This window comes from Mesorhizobium sp. M0522 (assembly GCF_040321085.1).
Lineage (GTDB): Bacteria > Pseudomonadota > Alphaproteobacteria > Rhizobiales > Rhizobiaceae > Mesorhizobium.
Genome location: NZ_JAMYQW010000006.1, coordinates 72,496 through 90,851, shown reverse-complemented (window position 1 = coordinate 90,851; position 18,356 = coordinate 72,496). Strand labels below are relative to the sequence as shown.

Sequence of the window (18,356 nt, the reverse complement as noted above, 5' to 3'; positions counted from 1 at the left end):
TGCCGGTCCGGCAGCTGACAACCGGCAAATCGAAGTGCCTTGCAGCATCTCGATTGGCTCTTGCTGCGAGCCACTCCGCCCGCTCCCGCGGCAAGCCGATAAGGCAACTGCCAGCGAAATCCGCAGGCACATCCACGGTCGCATCAAACACGGCCCACGTGCCAGTCGGCTCCTGAACGGGCAAAAACCTCATAACAGCGCCTGCTAATATACTATGCCGACTGTGAGGACGAGACTTTTTCCTGCATCAACTAAACGAATGAGAGCTGGTGTCGAAGTGCCGGGCGACGCTCGTCGAAAACAAATCGTCGGCGACATCGCCTGGATCGAAGGTGGGCCTCAGCAGCGATCCGGCCGCATTCGGGGCTCGCCGACTGGGACAAGCACAAGACGCAGCGCCGGCACGCCTCGTCAGATGTTACTTTCTGCCCTGCGGATAGATCGTCTCGCCGCGCTTCAGCATCTCCACGAACGCTGCGATCTTCTTCTTGCGTCCGGCTTCGGTTTTCATGTTGTGGATGCGGAAGGCGAGTGCGAAGCGGTTTTGCCCGCTGAGCTTTGCCAGCATCTCTTTCGCCGTGGGCTCGGCGTCTATTGCCGCCTGGAGGTCGTCGGGGATCTTCATCTCCTTGCCGCTCTTGTAGGCGCGCGCCCAGCGGCCGTCGGCCTTGGCCGCATCGACCTGCCTCAGCCCGTGCTCGGTCATCCGGCCCTCCTCGATCAGCCGGGCGACATTGTCGACATTGATCTGGCTCCAGGTGCTCTTCCTGCCGCGCGGGGTGTAGCGCTGCAGGTAGCTTTTGCCGTCCAAGGCCTTGCGCACGGCATCGATCCAGCCCCAGCACAACGCCACGTCGATGGCTTGCTTCGGAGTGATCGACGGCAGTCCCGAATCGAGCTTATGGATCTTGATCCAGACTTCGTCCTCGCTGTCGTGATGCTCGCCAAGCCAGGCATGGAAGCTTTCGGCATCCCTGAACTCGCGCACCTTGGCGGGATCGACCTTGACGGGCGCCATCAGCCGGTCCGCCCATGACGCGAGCGCGTAACGACGCCAAACCGCTTGCCGGCCGCGCGCGCGCTCATATCAGCTCCGAGTCCGCAATCCGCAGGCCTGGTGATTCTCGCCGGCACGCATTCAGCCCGCACGATTGGGCGTGCCGAGGACATGGGATTTCGGCGGCAGCATGACATCGTCGAATGTCTGCGTGAACATCGCCGCCGCAAAGAAAGCGACGGCGCGCAGGGTTTCGGTGCCGGTGTTGACGAGGTCGTGCCGGACCGGCGTCGGAAGTACCAGGACGCTGCCGGGCCCGACCGGGTGGGTGCTGCCGCCCTCGATGTACAGCTCGCCGGTGCCGGCGATGATGTATTGCGTCTCTTCGGTGGCGTCGGTGTGCCAACCAAGCCGCTTGCCGGGCTCGATCTCGTAGACAATGACCGAGGACTGGGTGGTGCCGTGCCCGCCGTAAACCGCGAAAGCGCCAGCCCATTTGACCGACGGATCGTCCTCTGCCCAAACCAGCGAACGTTCGAGCCTGTCGGATGCGACGACTGCTGTCATGGCTTCGTTCCTCTCAGCGAATTGCGAACACGAATCTAGATGATTTTTCTGGTCTGCGTCAGCAAAACTGGCTGCTGACCGTTCCCTCGTCCATTGCGCGTGACGATTTGTCGGGCCGCGATCCAATCTATTCTACTCTCGGGCCGGATCACTGAGCCGATCCCCCAATGCAACCAAGCCTTTACCTTTTAGTCAGTTTTGAGTTGCCCCTGCGTTGCGTTCGTGGTCCGGTACAACCAGGGCGCTCAATGCGGCATTCGGCAACGGTCGCCTCACCGACCGTCAAGGCAACACACCGTCGAGCCAACACAGGAGATAGCAATGGGCATTTTCGATAGTATCAAAGGTGCGATTTTCGGAAACGCGGTTGCGGCCGAAGCGCCGCCGGCGCAACCGTCTCCCGCGCCTGCTTCGAGCACGGCCACCCAGCCGACGGCGCCTACCCGATCCGCCCCGGCTGCAACCCCGGCTCCGGCCGCGCCGTCCTCTGCCCCGGACATCGCTGCCATTCTCGACAAGGCGGTGGCCGTGAAGGGGCAGAAACTCAACTGGAAGAATTCGATCGTCGACCTGATGAAGGCTCTGAATATCGACAGCAGCCTCGGCGCCCGCAAGGAGCTTGCCCACGAGCTGAACTACACCGGCGATATGAACGACACTGTAACGATGAATCTGTGGCTGCACGACGCACTGATGAAAAAGCTGGCCGAAAATGGCGGCAAGCTTCCGAGCGACCTGGCCGCCTAGAGTCACAAGACAAGCAATTCCAGGAAAACGTGTGAACGGCTTTCCGTCCGGAATTGCGTCAAACAAAAAAGACAGACCGGTTCTGCCCGCACCGTGGTTCTTGCTGCGCCGGCTTCGGCCGCAACCGAGCAGACCACACTGCCAAGCATTAGACTGCCAGTAAATAAAATTGAGACCGATCCCGGCCGCCGGGATTGGGTCTATGGCGAAGTCGCATGGCACAAAAGCGCTGCCGCCTCGCGCCCGGATTGCCTCCCGCAAAACCGACGATTTCGGTCGCTGCCCACGCGCTGGTAGGACCACCATTTTGCTGGCGAAACGCGACGTTCGGCGTATCATTCTCCCGGGAGAGGGTTCATGGTGGGAGGAAGCCAATGAACGTGGTGCAGCGGGTGATGGTCGCCGACTTGACAGCCCAAAAGCTTGTTTCATCTGCGCTTTCACGGTTCGGTGCCGGCGACACCATATCGACGAGGGCGATGCTGGACATCGTTCGCAGGACGGCTCCGGCCTGCGGCAACAGTGACGACGATCTGGTCGAGCTTATCGTCATGACGGCGGTTGGTAGGACCATGGGCGTCGTGTTCGACCATCGCTCCCATTAGCAATCCGGAACGAATACCAGGCTGCGCCCAGGAGCAGTGGCGGGCGGTGGGCAGCGCCGCCAAAGAGGCAGCCTATTTGTGCGCGAAGGCCGGCCTGACGCCAAGCCCCTGCTTTGAGCAAACCGCCGCGCATGCCGGGTCATGCCCGAAGGCGGTAATTGGGCGACACGCTCGAAGGAACTCGCTGAAATCTTGCCCGTTATGCTCTCGTCGAGATGAGGAGAGCTGCCATGGCCGACGACAAAACCAAGACCGACAGTCGCGACCGCTCACGAATGGCGGGCGGCGAAGACTACGAGGTACGTCACTTCGCCGAGGAAGCGGGCATCACCCCGGATCAGGCACGCACGCTGATCAAGCGCCACGGCACCGACCGCAAGGTGCTGAACGAAATCGCCGAAAGCATAAGAGCGTCGTAATGGCTGACAAGAAAACCACAATGGCCGACCGCAAGACGCGCGATCCGGACGAAAAGGAGGCTCTGCGTCTGGCCGAAACCACCGACGTTTCGCCGAAGCAGGCGAAGGATCTGATGCGCAAGCACGGCAAGGACAACCCGAAGGTCGAGAAGGAAGCCAAGAACTTCAAGGCCGAGGGCTAAGTCGCCGAGCCGATTGGACGCGCGGCACAGGGTTGTGGCCGCAATCCTGCAGCTTATCGGTTTTCTAACAAATTCGGCCTATCCCTTCCGCTATCGCGGCTCAGGGATGCCATATGCGCGGGATATCTGGTGAGGCGAGGCCGTCGATAGACGACATACGGCGTGTGAGGCTGATGTTTTGCCTGCTGGCGGCGGTCGTGATGGCGGCGGCGCTCCTCGCCTTTGCCACCTCCCTCCTGCAGGATCCTGATAGCTGGTGGCACATCAAGGTCGGCATGGATATGCTGGCAAGCCGCACATTCCCCACCGTCGACATCTATTCCTACACTTTTGCCGGCCAGCCATGGATCGCCAAGGAATGGCTTAGCCAGGTTCTCCTTGCAATTGCCTTTGAAGCCGGCGGCTGGAACGGCGTGGTGCTGCTGGCGACTGCAGTAATCGCGCTGACGGTCTTCTTGACGTCGTGGTATCTCAGCGCGTGGTTGAAGCCGACGCTGGCGATAGGACTGACGCTGGTTCTCGCGCTCTTGATCGGGCCAATCTATGTCGCCCGGCCGCACATCTTTACCTTGCCCATCATCGTCGTCTGGACCGCCGGTCTTTTCCAGGCCGCCCGCAACGAGAAAGCACCGCCCTTATGGCTGCTGGCGCCGCTTTGCCTGTGGGCCAATCTCCATGCCACCTTCACCTTCGGTTTCGTCATCGCCGCCTTCGCCGGCGTCGATCTCGTCATGCGCACACGCTTGTCGAACCCCCGGCTGCTGGCCAAGTGGATCGTTTTCGGGCTGCTTTGCCCGCTGGTCAGCCTGCTCAATCCCTATGGCGTCAAGGCCATACTCGCCACATTCACCGTGGCCTATGGCAATGAGGCGGTGCCTTACATTGCGGAGTGGCAACCCTTCGACGCCTCGCGGCACACCCCCCAGGAGGTGGCCCTGCTGGTGGCGTTTTTCGGGCTGCTCGTGTCGAGATTGCGCATTGGCTGGGCCAAGGCGCTGTTCCTTGTCTTCACGTTGCACGTCTATCTCACCCACATACGGTTCATGTACCTGTTCTTTCTTCTCGTGCCGGTGGTCCTTGCCGTCGAGGTCGCGCAACAATATCCAGCGCTTTCAGCCGAGAAATGGGCGGCGGAAAAGCGTGACGGATTTGAACAATTTTTCGCACGACAATTTTCCAGGATTTGTGCTGGACTTGCCGTTTTGCTGGTTTTGGCGGCTGCCGCGTTCACGACCTATCCGGTCGCGCCGAGCCAGAAGACCTCGGCGAGGGACGCACTGGCCTTTGCCCAAACCCATAATCTGTCGGGCAATCTGCTGAACTCCTACAATTTCGGCGGCACGCTGATTTTCCACGGCGTCAAGACGTTTATCGACGGCCGGGCGGATCAGCTCTTCCTGAATGGCTTTACGGAAACGGATGAGCAGACGGGGCACAGCCGGGGCAAGCCGATCCTGAAAGCCCAAGTCGACAAATATACGATAGGCTGGGCATTGTTGACCGCCGACGACAGCCGCATTCCGTTCTTCGACGAACTGGGCTGGAAGCGGGCCTATGCGGACGATTACGCGGTGATCTACACCCGCGCGGACTGAGCCCCGGCAGCTTCGCGCGCCGGTGCGCACCTCCCTCCTGAAGCTGTGGCCAGCGCCGAGGCGGCGAAATCCTTATGGGATTTTGATTTCTTTGCTCCGCGTCCCGTCTCGAACCTTTATGGCACTTTGATCCATATTCACAGGAGCGGTGTATCCAGCCGCCGATATGATGCGGCGACGAGTTTGGATAGTTTGTTAAAGTAAACAAACAAATACAACATAAGGAAAATGCGCGGTGGACATAGTTGTTGTCGCGACTGGAATCGCGTTCTTTGCTCTATGCTTCGGCTACATCAAAGCTTGCGACAAGCTGTAAGTTTAGGGGATCGTAACATGCTTTTCGACTATATCCTCGGCGGCGCCGTGACCTTGTTTCTTCTCGCCTACCTGACATACGCCCTCGTTCGCCCGGAACGCTTCTGATCTCCGCTGGCAAGGAGCCAACCCCATGACAATCAACGGATGGCTGCAGATCCTCGTCTATTGCGGGATCGTCGTTCTGCTGGCCAAGCCGCTCGGCGGCTACATGCATCGCGTTTTCAGCGGCGAGCGCATATTCCTGTCGTCAATTCTGGCCCCGCTCGAGCGCGGGCTCTACCGCATATCAGGAACCAGCGAGCGCGAGGAGCAGCACTGGACCTCCTATGCGGCCGCCCTGCTGTTCTTTAACCTGGCCGGCTTCCTGGTGCTCTATTTGCTGCAACGGCTGCAAGGCGGCCTGCCCTACAATCCGGCCGGCATGACCGCCGTCGAACCTGGGCTGGCCTTCAACACCGCCGCCAGCTTCATGACCAACACCAACTGGCAGAACTACGGCGGCGAAAGCACGATGTCCTATCTCGTGCAGATGGCCGGCTTGACCGTGCAGAATTTTCTGTCGGCGGCGACTGGCGTCGCCATTGCGGTCGCATTGATCCGCGGCTTTGCCAGGGCCTCAGGCAAATCGATCGGCAATTTCTGGGTCGATATGACCCGCGGCACGCTCTACCTGCTTTTGCCCTTTTGCATCGTGTTGACTCTGGTCTATGTCTATCTCGGCATGCCGCAGACGCTCGCTGCCTACGTCAACGCGACGACGCTCGAAGGCGCGCAACAGACTATCGCGGTCGGGCCGGTCGCTTCCCAGGTTGCCATCAAGATGCTCGGCACCAATGGCGGCGGTTTCTTCAACGCCAATGCAGCGCATCCCTTCGAAAATCCCGATGCAATCTCCAACCTGATCCAGATGATGACGATCTTCGCCCTCGGCGCGGCGTTGACCAATGTCTTCGGCCGCATGGTAGGCAACCAGCGCCAGGGCTGGGCAATTCTGTCGGCTATGGGCGTGCTGTTCATCGCCGGCGTTGCCGTCTGCTACTGGGCCGAGGCCGCCGGCAATCCGCTCGTCCATGCGCTGGGCGTCGACGGCGGCAACATGGAGGGCAAGGAGAGCCGCTTCGGGATCGCCCTGTCGGCACTGTTTGCCGTCATCACCACGGCCGCATCCTGCGGCGCGGTCAACGCCATGCATGACAGCTTCACCGCACTCGGCGGCATGATCCCCATCATCAACATGCAGCTCGGCGAGGTCATTGTCGGCGGCGTCGGCGCCGGCTTCTACGGTATCCTGATGTTCATCGTCATTGCCGTTTTCGTCGCCGGGCTGATGGTTGGACGCACGCCCGAATATCTCGGCAAGAAGATCGAGGCCAAGGAGGTCAAGATGGCTATGCTGGCCGTGCTCTGCCTGCCGCTTGCAATGCTGATCTTCACCGCTATCGCGGTGGTGCTGCCGACCGGCGTTGCTTCCATCGCCAATGCCGGCCCGCACGGCTTCTCCGAGGTTCTCTATGCCTACACCTCGGCCGCGGCGAACAATGGCTCCGCCTTTGGCGGCCTCAGCGGCAACACGCCCTGGTACAACGTAACGCTCGGCATCGGCATGCTGATGGGCCGGTTCCTGGTCATTATTCCGGCGTTGGCGATTGCTGGCTCGCTGGTTGCAAAGAAGACCGTCCCTGCCTCCGCCGGCACCTTCCCGACCGACGGTCCGCTGTTCGTCGGGCTGCTGGCCGGTGTCATCCTGATCGTCGGCGGCCTGACCTTCTTCCCGGCCCTGGCGGTCGGACCGATCGTCGAGCACCTGGCGATGATTCACGGCCAGACATTCTGAAACGGCGATGCCCTGGTTCAAGATCATACCTCGAAAGGTCCGGCATCGCCCCGAGCCGGAGGGGGAGAAAACGCCCCCTCCTTTCCCGACGCTGTCCACATTCCTCGCTATTGCGGCAGCCTTGATCATGATCTGGCTGCTGGCTTACGGGCCGCCGCACCTTCGTTCGGCACACGATCGACCGGTCAACAACATCGACACTGGAGCTGCCAAATGAGCCCGTCGAAATCCGTGAGCATCATGGATACCCGCATTCTGTGGCCCGCTATCGGCGGTTCCTTCAGAAAACTGAACCCGCGCACCTTGATGCGAAATCCGGTGATGTTTGTCGTCGGCGTCGTCTCGGCGCTCACCACGGTGCTGTTCGTCAAGGATCTCGTTACCAGCGGCGGCGATCTTGGCTTCACGCTGCAGATCATCATCTGGCTGTGGGTCACCGTGCTCTTCGCCAATTTCGCCGAAGCGGTGGCCGAAGGCCGCGGCAAGGCGCAAGCTGACTCGCTGCGTCGGGCGCGAACCGAGACGCAGGCCAAGCTGTTGAACGGTGGCGACCGCAGCAAGTTCAAACTGGTGCCCGGCACCAGCCTAAAGGTCGGCGACATCGTGCTTGTCGAAGCCGGCGACATCATCCCCTCGGACGGCGAGGTGGTCGAAGGCGTGGCGTCGGTCAACGAGGCGGCCATCACCGGCGAATCCGCACCGGTCATCCGCGAATCCGGAGGCGATCGTTCGGCGGTGACCGGCGGCACGCAGGTCTTGTCCGACTGGATCCGCGTGCGCATCACTGCGGCTGCCGGCCATACGTTCCTCGACCGCATGATCTCGCTGGTCGAGGGCGCCGAGCGCCAGAAGACACCCAACGAGATCGCGCTCAACATCCTGCTCGTCGGCATGACGCTGATCTTCGTGCTGGCGACGGCGACGATCCCGAGCTTCGCCTCGTATTCGGGCGGCTATATCTCGGTGACCGTGCTGGTCGCCCTGTTCGTTACCCTGATCCCGACCACAATTGGCGCCCTGCTGTCGGCTATCGGCATTGCCGGCATGGACCGCCTGGTGCGCTTCAACGTGCTCGCCATGTCGGGCCGCGCCGTCGAGGCGGCCGGCGATGTCGACACGCTGCTGCTCGACAAGACCGGAACCATCACGCTGGGCAACCGTCAGGCGACGGCATTTCGTCCGGTCAAGGGCGTCACCGAACAGGAACTGGCCGACGCGGCTCAGCTTGCCTCGCTTGCCGACGAAACGCCGGAAGGCCGCTCGATCGTCGTCCTGGCGAAGGAAAAATACGCTATCCGCGCCCGCGACATGGCAAGTCTGCACGCGACTTTCGTGCCCTTCACCGCGCAAACCCGCATGAGCGGTGTCGATCTGGAAGGCTCCTCGGTCCGCAAGGGCGCAGTCGATGCGGTACTTGCCCACGTCAACCTCTCGACCGTTGCCACGGGCAGTACGCGCCCCGGCAGCGACACCGTCCGCGACCTTCAGGCGATCGCCGACGAGATCGCCAAATCGGGTGGCACTCCACTCGCGGTCGAGCGCGACGGGCGCCTGCTCGGCGTCGTCCATCTGAAGGACATCGTCAAGGGCGGCATCGCAGAACGCTTTGCCGAATTGCGCCGCATGGGCATCCGCACGGTGATGATCACCGGCGATAATCCGATGACCGCGGCGGCGATCGCGGCGGAAGCCGGCGTCGACGACTTCCTTGCCCAGGCGACGCCCGAGGACAAGTTGAAGCTGATCCGCGACGAGCAGGCCAAAGGCAAACTGGTCGCGATGTGCGGCGATGGCACCAACGATGCGCCGGCCCTTGCGCAGGCCGATGTCGGCGTTGCCATGAACACCGGCACGGTCGCGGCGCGCGAGGCCGGCAACATGGTCGATCTCGACAGCGATCCGACCAAGCTGATCGAGATCGTCGAAATCGGCAAGGCGCTGCTGATGACGCGTGGCTCGCTGACCACCTTCTCCATCGCCAACGACGTGGCCAAGTATTTTGCCATTATCCCGGCAATATTCGCCGTCTTCTACATCGCCCCGGGCCAGACCGCCGGGCCGCTGCAAGCGCTCAATGTCATGCATCTGGCGACGCCGCAGAGCGCTATCCTCTCGGCCATCATCTTCAACGCGCTGATCATCATTGCGCTGATCCCGCTGTCGCTGAGGGGCGTCAAATACCGCGCGGTCGGCGCCGGTGCGCTGCTCAGCCGCAATCTCATTGTCTATGGCCTTGGCGGCGTCGTAGTGCCCTTCGTCGGCATCAAGATGATCGACATGGCCATCACCGCTCTCGGTCTCGCCTAAGGAACCACGTCGATGCTCAATCAAATCAGGCCCGCGATCGTCATGATCGTCTTCTTCACCATTCTGACGGGTTTGGTCTATCCGATCGGCATGACCGGCATTGCCCAGGCGCTGTTTTCGCGCCAGGCCAATGGCAGCCTGATCGAGAAGGACGGCAAGCTCGTCGGTTCCGAGCTGATCGGCCAGGCTTTCGAAAGCGACCGCTACTTCCATGGCCGCCCGTCGGCTGCCGGCGACGGCTACAATGCCGCCGCCTCGGGCGGCTCGAATCTCGGCCCGACCAACCCGAAGCTCATCGACAGGATCAAGAGCGACGCCGAAAAGCTGAGAGCCGAAAACCCGAGCCAGCCGGTACCGATGAATCTGGTCACCACGTCCGGCAGCGGCCTCGATCCGCATATCAGCCCCGATGCGGCCTATTTTCAGGTTGCCAGGGTGGCCAAGGCCAGGGGCGTCGATGAATCCAGGATCAAATCGCTTGTCGACAGCCATGTCGAAGATCGCGAATTGGGATTCATCGGCGAGGCGGTGGTCAATGTGCTGGCCCTCAACCTTGCGCTGGACGATGCGATGAAACAGTGAAGGACCGGCGCCGGGATCGACACCGAAGCCGGCGCCGTTCATGATTGACCCTTATGCCAGACGACAGCCGCACCGCCGAAACCAGGCCCTCTCCCGACGCGCTGCTCGAGCATGCCGAGCGGGAGGAGCGCGGTCGCCTGAGGATATTTCTCGGCGCCGCCCCCGGTGTCGGCAAGACCTACGAGATGCTGATGTCGGGCCGCGCCAGGCTGGCCGACGGGGTCGACGTGGTGATCGGCATCGTCGAGACGCACGGCCGCAAGGAAACCCAGACGCTGGTCGAAGGCTACGAGGTCATTCCTCGCCTTGAGATCGATTACAAGGGGCGGATCCTTGAGGAGATGAATCTCGACGCCATCCTCGCCCGGCACCCGGCGCTAGTTCTGGTCGACGAACTCGCCCACACCAACGTCGCCGGCAGCCGTCACCCCAAGCGCTATCTCGACGTCCAGGAAATCCTGACGCACGGCATCGATGTCTACACGACGCTGAATATCCAGCACGTCGAGAGCCTGAACGATGTCGTGGCGCAGATCACCCGCGTCAGGGTGCGGGAAACTGTCCCCGACTCCATAATCGACCAGGCCGACGACATCGAGATCATCGACCTCACCCCCGACGATCTGATCAAACGGCTTGAGGAAGGCAAGGTCTACATCCCCAGCACCGCCCAGCGCGCCATCGAGAACTATTTCTCGCCGGGCAATCTGACGGCGCTCCGGGAATTGGCGCTCCGCCGCACTGCCCAGCGGGTCGACGAGCAGTTGCTGACCCACATGCAGGCCCACGCGATACCCGGGCCTTGGGCGGCGGGGGAAAGGGTTCTCGTCTGCGTCGATGCGCGTCCGGGCGGGGCGGCCCGTGTACGCTATGCGCGGAGGTTGGCCGACCGGCTCCGCGCCCCTTGGACGGCGCTTCATGTCGATACCCCTCATTCAGCGGCCATGCCCGAGGAGGACAAGGATCGGCTGGCGACGCAGCTGCGCCTTGCCGAGCAGCTCGGTGCCGAGGTGACGACCATTCCGGGTCAGAACGTCGCGCAAGACATCGTTCGGCATGCGACGGCGAACAACTTCACCCATATCGTGATCGGCAGGCCGACCCGATCGCGCTGGCGGGAATTGATCGAAGGCTCGCTCACTTACGATCTCATCCGCAATGCCGGCGACATCAGCGTCCATGTCATTTCGGGAAACGAACGCAACGCCGAGGCGACGTCGAGGACCGTCAAGGCGGCGGACGAGCAGTGGCAGTTCGAGATCTGGCCCTATCTCAGGGCCACGGCCTATGTTGTTGGCTCGCTCGCCTTCGCCGTTCTTCTCGACCAGTTTCTCGACGTCCGCAATCTGGCGATCATCTTTCTCATTGGGGTCCTGACGTCGGCGGTGACCGGCGGTCTCTGGCCGGCTTTGTATGCCTGCCTCATCAGCGCCATTGCCTTCAACTATTTCTTCCTGGAACCACGCTACACGCTGACGATCGAGGATCCGGAGAGCATCGTTGCGCTGGCTGTCTTCCTGGTTGTTGCGGTCATTGCCAGCAATCTAACAGCGCGCGTGCAGCGTCAGGCGGTCGCTGCGCGCTCGCGGGCACGCGCCACAGAAGATATTTATCTCTTCTCAAAGAAGCTCGCCGGCGCTGGGACGCTTGATGACGTTCTCTGGGCGACTGCCTTCCAGATCGCCTCGATGCTGAAGCTGCGCGTGGTGCTGCTTCTGCCGGAGAACGGCACAATTGCGGTCAAAGCCGGCTACCCGCCCGACGACACGCTGGCCGAGGCCGACATCGCAGCAGCCCGCTGGGCCTGGGAGCATAACCGCGCCGCCGGGCGCGGCGCCGACACGCTGCCCGGAGCAAAGCGCCTCTATCTGCCCTTGCGGACCGGACGCACGGCGGTGGGCGTTGTCGGCCTCGACAACGACAAGCAAGGTCCGCTGCTGACACCCGAGCAGCAGCGTCTGCTCGATGCGCTCGCCGACCAGGCGGCGGTCGCCATCGAGCGCATCCAGCTCGTCGCCGATGTTGACCGGGCCAAGCTCGCGGCCGAGGCAGACCGTCTGCGCTCGGCCTTGCTCACCTCCATTTCCCACGATTTGAAGACGCCACTTGCCGCCATCATGGGCGCGGCCGGAACACTCAGGGACTTCGAGGCCGCACTTCCCGAGCAGGACCGGACGGAACTGCTGTCGACCGTGCTCGATGAAGCGGAGAGGCTTAACCGCTTCATTGCCAATCTGCTCGATATGACCAAGATCGAATCCGGCACGATGGAGCCGAACTATGCGTTTCACTATCTCGGCGACATTGTCGGTTCAGCTCTGTATCGGGCCCGCAAAATCGTCGGCGAGCATAAGACCGAGATCGACATTCCATCGGATCTGCCGATGTTGCGGGTCGACCCCGTTCTGTTCGAACAGGTGCTGTTCAACCTCCTCGACAATGCTGCAAAATACGCGCCGCCAGGTTCGACGATCCGCCTGCAAGCCTGGGCCGACAACGGCTTCGTCATCCTGCAGATCATGGATGAGGGACCAGGCATTCCGCCAGCGGATCTAGAGCGCGTTTTCGACACTTTCTACCGTGTGCGCAAGGGTGACCAGGTGCGTGCCGGCACGGGGCTCGGCCTGTCGATTTGCCGCGGCTTCATCGAAGCGATGGGCGGGACGCTCTCGGCGGCAAACAGGTCCGACCGCTCGGGGGCGGTTTTCACCATCAGGATGCAACTGGTGCCGGCGGAACTGCCCAATCTCGGCGAACCCGATGCGGGCCATCAAAATATGGACGATCTGGCATGACGAGCCTGGACGTCAGGATATTGGTGGTCGACGATGAACCGCCGATCCGGAAACTGCTTCGCGTCGGGCTTGGCAGCCAAGGCTACGCGATCAGCGAGGCGCCGAACGCCAGGGCGGCGATTGAACTCATCGAGACGGAAAAGCCGGACCTTGTGCTGCTCGATCTCGGCCTCCCCGGCATGAGCGGCCATGATTTGCTGCGCAAATGGCGGGATGATGGCCTGGACATTCCCGTGGTTATTCTTTCCAGCCGCACTGATGAGGCCGGCATCGTGTCCGCCCTCGAACTCGGCGCCGACGACTATGTCACCAAGCCGTTCGGTATGAACGAGCTTGTCGCACGCATCCGCGTAGCGCTTCGCCACAAGTTTCAGCAGCAGGGTGAGAGACCGGTGTTCCAAACCGGCGACCTCTCCGTCGATCTGGTGAAGCGCGTCGTCAAGGTCGAGGACAAGGAGATAAAGCTCTCGCCGAAGGAATACGACATTCTTCGCACCTTGGTGCAGCACGCCGGCAAGGTTCTCACCCACCAGTTCCTGCTGAAGCAGGTCTGGGGCGATTCCACCGACGTTCAATATCTCAGAGTCTATGTCCGGCAACTCAGGCTAAAGATTGAGAAGACGCCCGACCAGCCCCGCTATATCACGACCGAGACCGGCGTCGGATACCGGCTGCGCGAAGTCGATTGACGCGAGGAGCATCCGAAGCCGAAATGCCTCTTCCAATCCGCTTCAAATCAGCGGCGGCCATGGTGTCGTCGGACAAAAGCCCTATATTAAGGAAAGATCGGTTTTGTGCGGGAATGAATGGATGTCACGGCTTCGTCTATTGACGTTTTTAGGGTCGGCAATGCTGACCGCGGCGATGCTGTCGGGCGTAAATCCTGCTGCATCGGCACAGGTCGTCAGTCCCGCCGACCGCAACGTGTTGATCCAGCAAGACCAGTTGCAGATGTTGGAGAACAGGCTGCGGCGGCAGCAATACCAGCAGCAGCAACAGCAGTACCGTGCCCAGGATCGCCAAATCCCAACACCGCAACGGCAGGAGGTGCCGCAGATGAGGCCAACTTGCCAGTTGCTGCCGTCGGGGAGCGGCTTTGTCAGCACCTGCCGCTGACGACCGGCCCTTTCCATTTATTTAGCCGACTTATATATTGTGGAAACCGCTCCGCTTGCGCCCCATTGAAAGCGGCCGACTTTGCAACGCTGCCCTTGCCGTTTGGGCACCGCCTCGACTGGATTATCGAATGGCAGCCAGCAAGAAGAAGGTCGTACGCAAGGCAAGGGAGGGCGACCGGATTCGCCAGGTCGCGGCGATTCCGTTTCGGCTGAACGAGCATGGCGAAGTCGAGGTGATGCTGGTCACATCGCGAACGACAAGGCGCTTTATTGTGCCGAAGGGCTGGCCGATGAAGGGCAAGAGCGGCCGCAAGGCGGCCACCATCGAAGCACAGGAAGAAGCCGGCGTTCTCGGCAAGACACTGAAACAGCCGGCCGGCACCTATTGCTACTGGAAGCGGCTGGCGAACCGCTTCGTCCGTGTCGACGTCGTCGTCTATTTGCTGGAGGTAACCGAGGAACTTGCCGACTGGCAGGAATCCAAGAGGCGTCAGCGTGCGTGGCTGGCACCAGCCGACGCGGCGTTGCTCATCGACGAGCCGGATCTTTCGACGCTGGTGAGGAACATCAGGATTGCCGAGCTGGAGCATAATCCCAAAAAGCAGGGTCCGGCGTTCGGAAAAGATCCCGCTCAATAGAAGATGGAGGCCTGCCCCGACTGTGTCGGGATGGAATTGGTTCCAGCGCCCGCCGCCGCCGTCTCTTGAACCGATGCCTCACTGACTGCCATCGTCTTCCTCGGGCAGAGGCCGCGCCGGCGTGCCGGTATAGGCCCACAGCCATTCGCGCGGCAGCGGCCCCTTGTTGCGGTCGCTTTCCTGCGACTGTTCCCACGCATGTGCGAGGATGCCGACCGAGCGCGACAGCACGAAAAGGCCGCGCGTCAGCGGCGGCGGAAAGCCGAGCTCGCCGTAGATGACGGCCGTGGCGCCGTCGATATTGAGCGGGATTTTTTTGCCCTTGCGCCGCGCCACCTCGGCCTCGATCGCCTCGGCGATATCGGCGAAGCGCCCGCTGACGATGCCGCGCGCGGCAAAGTCGCGGGTTAGCTCGATGAGGCGGGGCGCCCGCGGGTCGACCGGATGGAAACGATGGCCGAGCCCGGGCACATAACCGTTTTCCCCGGCAAGGAAACGATCGAGCCGCGCCGACACGGCGTCCGCAAGCGGCATGCCGGCGTCCAGTTCGGCAGCGATGTCTCCGTAGAAGGAAAGCGCCTGTTCGCCGGCGCCGCCATGCACATCGCCAAGCACGTTGACGGCTGATGCCATGGCGCTGTTGATGCCGACGCCGCAGGTGATCGCCATACGGGCGATGGCGATCGACGGCGCCTGCGGCCCATGGTCGACGGCAGCACCCAGCGCGATGCCAAGCAGCGCCGCCTGCTCCTCGCTTGGCGTTTCGCCGCGCAGCATGAGCCAGATCATTGCCGGAAAGCTGACGCGACCGATCAGATCCTGGATTTCATAGCCGCGCAGCCGGATGACGCCGGGGCGCATCTCGATGATGCCGGTCTGCCACCATTCCTCGCCGCGCGCGCGACCAGTCTTGTTTTGCGTTCCGCTCATGCCTTCGCTCTTTTCTTGGCGCGTGGCGGCAGGTCGGCAAAAACCTCGTCCATATGCTCGCCCAGCCCCGGCGGCGGCCTGCTCGGCAAAGGTGCCTTGCCATCGACCATGAAGCCGCCGCGCACCACGGTCAGCGGCTTGTCCATTCCGGACACAGCCTGGAAGCGCGCCGTCATGCCGCGCTCGATCACCTGTTGCTCCTGCAGTATCTGCGGGATTGTCAGCACCCGGCCTGCCGGCACGCCGGCGCGATTGAACGTCTCCTCCCAGGCGGCGGCCGAGCCGCTCGCCAAGGCATCCTCGATCAGCGCTTTCAATGCAATGCGGTTCTGCTTGCGCGTTTCTCGCTCGGCAAAGCGGACATCCGAGGCCAGCTCCGGCCGGCCGATCAATCGGCACAGCGCGATGAACTGCTCCTGCTTGTTGGCTGCGATGTTGAGCAAGCCGTCGCCGGTGCGAAACGCGCCAGACGGTGCGGCCGTCATGTTTTCATTGCCCATCGGCTGCGGCTCGACGTCCGCCGTCAGATAGTTCGACACCGGCCAGCCGAGCGCAGAAAGCGTGCATTCGAGCATCGACACGTCCAGGAACGCGCCCTCGCCTGTCGTCTTCTGCTTGACCAATGCGGCGGTAATGGCGAACGCCCCGACCAGCCCGCCAAGCGTATCGGCAACCGGATAGCCGACACGCAGCGGCGCCGTTTCCGGTGTACCGGTGATGCTCATAATCCCGGAAAGACCCTGGATGATCTGGTCGTAGGCTGGATTGTCGCGCATCGGCCCGGTCTGGCCGAAGCCCGATATCGCACAATAGACAAGGCTTGGCCGGACCTCCTTCAGCCTGGCATGGCCAAGCCCCAGCCGGTCCATTACGCCGGGGCGGAAATTCTCGACCAGCGCGTCGGCCGAAGCGACCAGATCGAGGAAGCGTTCGCGGCCGGCCTCCTGCTTGAGATCGAGCGCCACCGAGCGTTTGCCGGCATTCTGCGCCAGGAACGAAGCGCCCATGCCCGCCCGGTTGAGCTCCGGCGAGGCGCCGAGCTGGCGCGCCAGATCACCGCCTTGCGGCGTCTCGACCTTGATGACGTCGGCCCCGAGCAACGCCAGCTGGTAGGCGCAATAGGGGCCGGCCAGCACATTGGTCAGGTCAAGGATGCGGATGCCGGAAAGCAGGTCTGTCATGACGTCACGAACAGCTCAGGCATCGCCCGGCACGTGCTCCGGTCCACGCATGCGTCTGTGCTCGATGTAGGCCCAGATATGCGGTCCAACCAGCCCGATGAAGGCCAGCGTCAGCAGCGTCAGCGACAGCGGATGCTTGTAGAACACCGTCCAATCGCCGTTGGAGATGGTCATCGCGCGGCGGAACTGCGTTTCGGCAAGCGGCCCGAGAATCATGCCGATGATGACGGGCGCGGTCGGGAAATCGAAACGCCGCATCAGAAAGCCGGCGGCACCGAGCAGATAGAGGATGACGAGGTCGATCGGCGATTGCGAGATGCCGTAAGTGCCAACCGTGGCGAACACCAGGATGCCGGCATAGAGTTGCGGGGCCGGGATCTTCAGCAATCGCACCCAGAGCCCGATCAGCGGCAGGTTGAGGACGACGAGGATGACATTGGCGATGAACAGGCTGGCGATCAGCCCCCACACCAGGTCGGCCTGTGTCGTCAGCAGCAGCGGCCCCGGATTGATACCGTAGCTCTGGAACGCCGACAGCATGATCGCGGCCGTCGCCGAGGTCGGCAGGCCGAGCGTCAGCATCGGCACCAGCACGCCGGCCGCGGATGCATTGTTGGCGGCCTCCGGCCCGGCAACGCCCTCGATGGCGCCGACGGTGCCGAACTCCTCCTTGTGTCTGGAGAGTTTCTTCTCGATCGCATAGGACAGGAAGGTCGGGATTTCGGCGCCGCCGGCCGGCATGGCGCCGATCGGGAAGCCGATCAGGGCGCCGCGCAGCCATGGCCTCCACGAGCGCGACCATTCGGCCGCGGTCATATAGAGCGACCCTTTCAACGGCACGATATCGTCCTTACCGGCATAACGGCGCGAGGCCATGTAAAGCGTCTCGCCAACGGCGAACAGGCCAACGGCGACGACGATGACGTCGACGCCGTCGAGCAATTCGCTCGTGCCGAAGGTGAAGCGCGGCTGCCCCGTCTGCAGGTCGACGCCTATCATGCCGACGACGAAGCCGACGAACAGGCTGGTCAGGCCGCGCACCGACGACGAGCCGAGCACTGCCGAAACCGTGATGAAGGCCAGCACCATCAGCGAGAAATATTCGGCCGGGCCGAAGGCCAGCGCGAATTTGACGACGATCGGCGCCAGGAAGGCAACGCCGATGGTGCCCAGCGTGCCGGCGACGAAGGAGCCGATCGCCGAGGTCGCCAGGGCCGCACCGCCGCGGCCGGAGCGGGCCATCCGGTTGCCTTCCAGCGCGGTGACGATGGTGGCGCTTTCGCCAGGCGTGTTGAGCAGGATCGATGTCGTCGAGCCGCCATACATGGCGCCGTAGTAGATGCCGGCAAACAGGATGAAGGACGCCTCCGGCGCCACCTGATAGGTGATCGGCAACAGCAGCGCGATGGTCAGTGCCGGCCCGAGGCCGGGCAGCACGCCGATCGCAGTCCCCAGCGTGGTGCCGACCAGGCACCATATGAGATTGATCGGCGAGAAGGCGACCGAAAATCCGTGCGCGAGATGGCCGAGCGTTTCCATGG

18 protein-coding genes are annotated in these 18,356 nt (G+C 62.4%); 13 read left to right on the top strand and 5 right to left on the bottom strand.

Annotation, left to right across the window (positions count from 1 at the left end; genetic code table 11):
* Positions 1-418: 418 nt before the first annotated feature.
* The gene (locus NKI58_RS10035) at positions 419-1,018 is read right to left on the bottom strand and encodes a YdeI/OmpD-associated family protein (protein ID WP_352785553.1); all 600 of its coding nucleotides are present in this window, start codon (positions 1,016-1,018) and stop codon (positions 419-421) included.
* Positions 1,019-1,138: 120 nt separating this feature from the next.
* Positions 1,139-1,564: a cupin domain-containing protein gene (locus NKI58_RS10030; protein ID WP_352568199.1), complete on the bottom strand. Its 426-nt coding sequence runs from the start codon at positions 1,562-1,564 to the stop codon at positions 1,139-1,141.
* A gap of 321 nt (positions 1,565-1,885) precedes the next feature.
* Here NKI58_RS10030 and NKI58_RS10025 point away from each other — a divergent pair, with 321 nt between their 5' ends.
* The 13 genes from NKI58_RS10025 to NKI58_RS09965 all read left to right on the top strand — a co-directional run bounded on the left by NKI58_RS10025 (position 1,886) and on the right by NKI58_RS09965 (position 14,704).
* Positions 1,886-2,311, top strand: coding sequence for a DUF3597 domain-containing protein (locus NKI58_RS10025; protein ID WP_352568200.1), 426 nt, complete (start codon positions 1,886-1,888; stop codon positions 2,309-2,311).
* 374 nt (positions 2,312-2,685) lie between these two features.
* Complete coding sequence (locus NKI58_RS10020; RefSeq protein WP_352785548.1) at positions 2,686-2,916, top strand: hypothetical protein; 231 nt, start codon at positions 2,686-2,688, stop codon at positions 2,914-2,916.
* A 230-nt stretch (positions 2,917-3,146) separates the two neighbouring features.
* Positions 3,147-3,335: a DUF3606 domain-containing protein gene (locus NKI58_RS10015; RefSeq protein WP_023675302.1), complete on the top strand. Its 189-nt coding sequence runs from the start codon at positions 3,147-3,149 to the stop codon at positions 3,333-3,335.
* Positions 3,335-3,517, top strand: a complete 183-nt coding sequence (locus NKI58_RS10010; RefSeq protein ID WP_352616425.1) for a hypothetical protein — start codon at positions 3,335-3,337, stop codon at positions 3,515-3,517. Before NKI58_RS10015 ends, NKI58_RS10010 begins: the two co-directional genes overlap by 1 nt.
* 113 nt (positions 3,518-3,630) lie before the next feature.
* On the top strand, positions 3,631-5,112 hold the full coding sequence (locus tag NKI58_RS10005; RefSeq protein ID WP_352785543.1) for a hypothetical protein: 1,482 nt from the start codon (positions 3,631-3,633) through the stop codon (positions 5,110-5,112).
* Between the two features lie 333 nt (positions 5,113-5,445).
* The gene (locus NKI58_RS10000) at positions 5,446-5,535 is read left to right on the top strand and encodes a K(+)-transporting ATPase subunit F (protein ID WP_023675300.1); all 90 of its coding nucleotides are present in this window, start codon (positions 5,446-5,448) and stop codon (positions 5,533-5,535) included.
* A 25-nt stretch (positions 5,536-5,560) separates the two neighbouring features.
* Positions 5,561-7,264 carry a potassium-transporting ATPase subunit KdpA gene (gene kdpA, locus NKI58_RS09995; protein WP_352785540.1) on the top strand — a complete coding sequence of 568 codons (1,704 nt, stop codon included), beginning with the start codon at positions 5,561-5,563 and terminating at the stop codon, positions 7,262-7,264.
* A 213-nt stretch (positions 7,265-7,477) separates the two neighbouring features.
* Complete coding sequence (kdpB, locus tag NKI58_RS09990; protein ID WP_352785537.1) at positions 7,478-9,571, top strand: potassium-transporting ATPase subunit KdpB; 2,094 nt, start codon at positions 7,478-7,480, stop codon at positions 9,569-9,571.
* Between the two features lie 12 nt (positions 9,572-9,583).
* Complete coding sequence (kdpC, locus tag NKI58_RS09985) at positions 9,584-10,153, top strand: potassium-transporting ATPase subunit KdpC (protein ID WP_023675296.1); 570 nt, start codon at positions 9,584-9,586, stop codon at positions 10,151-10,153.
* 53 nt (positions 10,154-10,206) lie between these two features.
* On the top strand, positions 10,207-12,948 hold the full coding sequence (locus NKI58_RS09980; protein ID WP_352588308.1) for a DUF4118 domain-containing protein: 2,742 nt from the start codon (positions 10,207-10,209) through the stop codon (positions 12,946-12,948).
* Positions 12,945-13,637, top strand: a complete 693-nt coding sequence (locus NKI58_RS09975) for a response regulator transcription factor (RefSeq protein ID WP_023675295.1) — start codon at positions 12,945-12,947, stop codon at positions 13,635-13,637. Before NKI58_RS09980 ends, NKI58_RS09975 begins: the two co-directional genes overlap by 4 nt.
* A 121-nt stretch (positions 13,638-13,758) precedes the next feature.
* The gene (locus tag NKI58_RS09970; RefSeq protein ID WP_023675294.1) at positions 13,759-14,064 is read left to right on the top strand and encodes a hypothetical protein; all 306 of its coding nucleotides are present in this window, start codon (positions 13,759-13,761) and stop codon (positions 14,062-14,064) included.
* A 130-nt stretch (positions 14,065-14,194) separates the two neighbouring features.
* Positions 14,195-14,704: an NUDIX hydrolase gene (locus NKI58_RS09965; RefSeq protein WP_352465927.1), complete on the top strand. Its 510-nt coding sequence runs from the start codon at positions 14,195-14,197 to the stop codon at positions 14,702-14,704.
* 78 nt (positions 14,705-14,782) lie between these two features.
* Here NKI58_RS09965 and NKI58_RS09960 read toward each other — a convergent pair whose 3' ends face one another.
* Genes NKI58_RS09960 through NKI58_RS09950 form a run of 3 tightly spaced genes read right to left on the bottom strand, consistent with a single transcriptional unit; the run spans position 14,783 to position 18,354 of the window.
* Entirely contained in the window at positions 14,783-15,634 is an 852-nt protein-coding gene (locus tag NKI58_RS09960) for a citryl-CoA lyase (RefSeq protein WP_352465928.1), read from the bottom strand.
* Positions 15,631-16,815 (bottom strand): CaiB/BaiF CoA transferase family protein, encoded by a 1,185-nt coding sequence (locus NKI58_RS09955; protein WP_352465929.1) that lies wholly within the window; start codon positions 16,813-16,815, stop codon positions 15,631-15,633. Before NKI58_RS09955 ends, NKI58_RS09960 begins: the two co-directional genes overlap by 4 nt.
* A gap of 15 nt (positions 16,816-16,830) precedes the next feature.
* On the bottom strand, positions 16,831-18,354 hold the full coding sequence (locus NKI58_RS09950) for a tripartite tricarboxylate transporter permease (RefSeq protein WP_352785531.1): 1,524 nt from the start codon (positions 18,352-18,354) through the stop codon (positions 16,831-16,833).
* Between the last annotated feature and the right edge of the window lie 2 nt (positions 18,355-18,356).

Coding starts and splice junctions, on each gene's coding strand:
- NKI58_RS10035 (WP_352785553.1), bottom strand. CDS start 1,018: ATGGCGCCCGTCAAGGTCGATCCCGCCAAGGTGCGCGAGTTCAGGGAT.
- NKI58_RS10030 (WP_352568199.1), bottom strand. CDS start 1,564: ATGACAGCAGTCGTCGCATCCGACAGGCTCGAACGTTCGCTGGTTTGG.
- NKI58_RS10025 (WP_352568200.1), top strand. CDS start 1,886: ATGGGCATTTTCGATAGTATCAAAGGTGCGATTTTCGGAAACGCGGTT.
- NKI58_RS10020 (WP_352785548.1), top strand. CDS start 2,686: ATGAACGTGGTGCAGCGGGTGATGGTCGCCGACTTGACAGCCCAAAAG.
- NKI58_RS10015 (WP_023675302.1), top strand. CDS start 3,147: ATGGCCGACGACAAAACCAAGACCGACAGTCGCGACCGCTCACGAATG.
- NKI58_RS10010 (WP_352616425.1), top strand. CDS start 3,335: ATGGCTGACAAGAAAACCACAATGGCCGACCGCAAGACGCGCGATCCG.
- NKI58_RS10005 (WP_352785543.1), top strand. CDS start 3,631: ATGCGCGGGATATCTGGTGAGGCGAGGCCGTCGATAGACGACATACGG.
- NKI58_RS10000 (WP_023675300.1), top strand. CDS start 5,446: ATGCTTTTCGACTATATCCTCGGCGGCGCCGTGACCTTGTTTCTTCTC.
- kdpA (WP_352785540.1), top strand. CDS start 5,561: ATGACAATCAACGGATGGCTGCAGATCCTCGTCTATTGCGGGATCGTC.
- kdpB (WP_352785537.1), top strand. CDS start 7,478: ATGAGCCCGTCGAAATCCGTGAGCATCATGGATACCCGCATTCTGTGG.
- kdpC (WP_023675296.1), top strand. CDS start 9,584: ATGCTCAATCAAATCAGGCCCGCGATCGTCATGATCGTCTTCTTCACC.
- NKI58_RS09980 (WP_352588308.1), top strand. CDS start 10,207: ATGCCAGACGACAGCCGCACCGCCGAAACCAGGCCCTCTCCCGACGCG.
- NKI58_RS09975 (WP_023675295.1), top strand. CDS start 12,945: ATGACGAGCCTGGACGTCAGGATATTGGTGGTCGACGATGAACCGCCG.
- NKI58_RS09970 (WP_023675294.1), top strand. CDS start 13,759: ATGTCACGGCTTCGTCTATTGACGTTTTTAGGGTCGGCAATGCTGACC.
- NKI58_RS09965 (WP_352465927.1), top strand. CDS start 14,195: ATGGCAGCCAGCAAGAAGAAGGTCGTACGCAAGGCAAGGGAGGGCGAC.
- NKI58_RS09960 (WP_352465928.1), bottom strand. CDS start 15,634: ATGAGCGGAACGCAAAACAAGACTGGTCGCGCGCGCGGCGAGGAATGG.
- NKI58_RS09955 (WP_352465929.1), bottom strand. CDS start 16,815: ATGACAGACCTGCTTTCCGGCATCCGCATCCTTGACCTGACCAATGTG.
- NKI58_RS09950 (WP_352785531.1), bottom strand. CDS start 18,354: ATGGAAACGCTCGGCCATCTCGCGCACGGATTTTCGGTCGCCTTCTCG.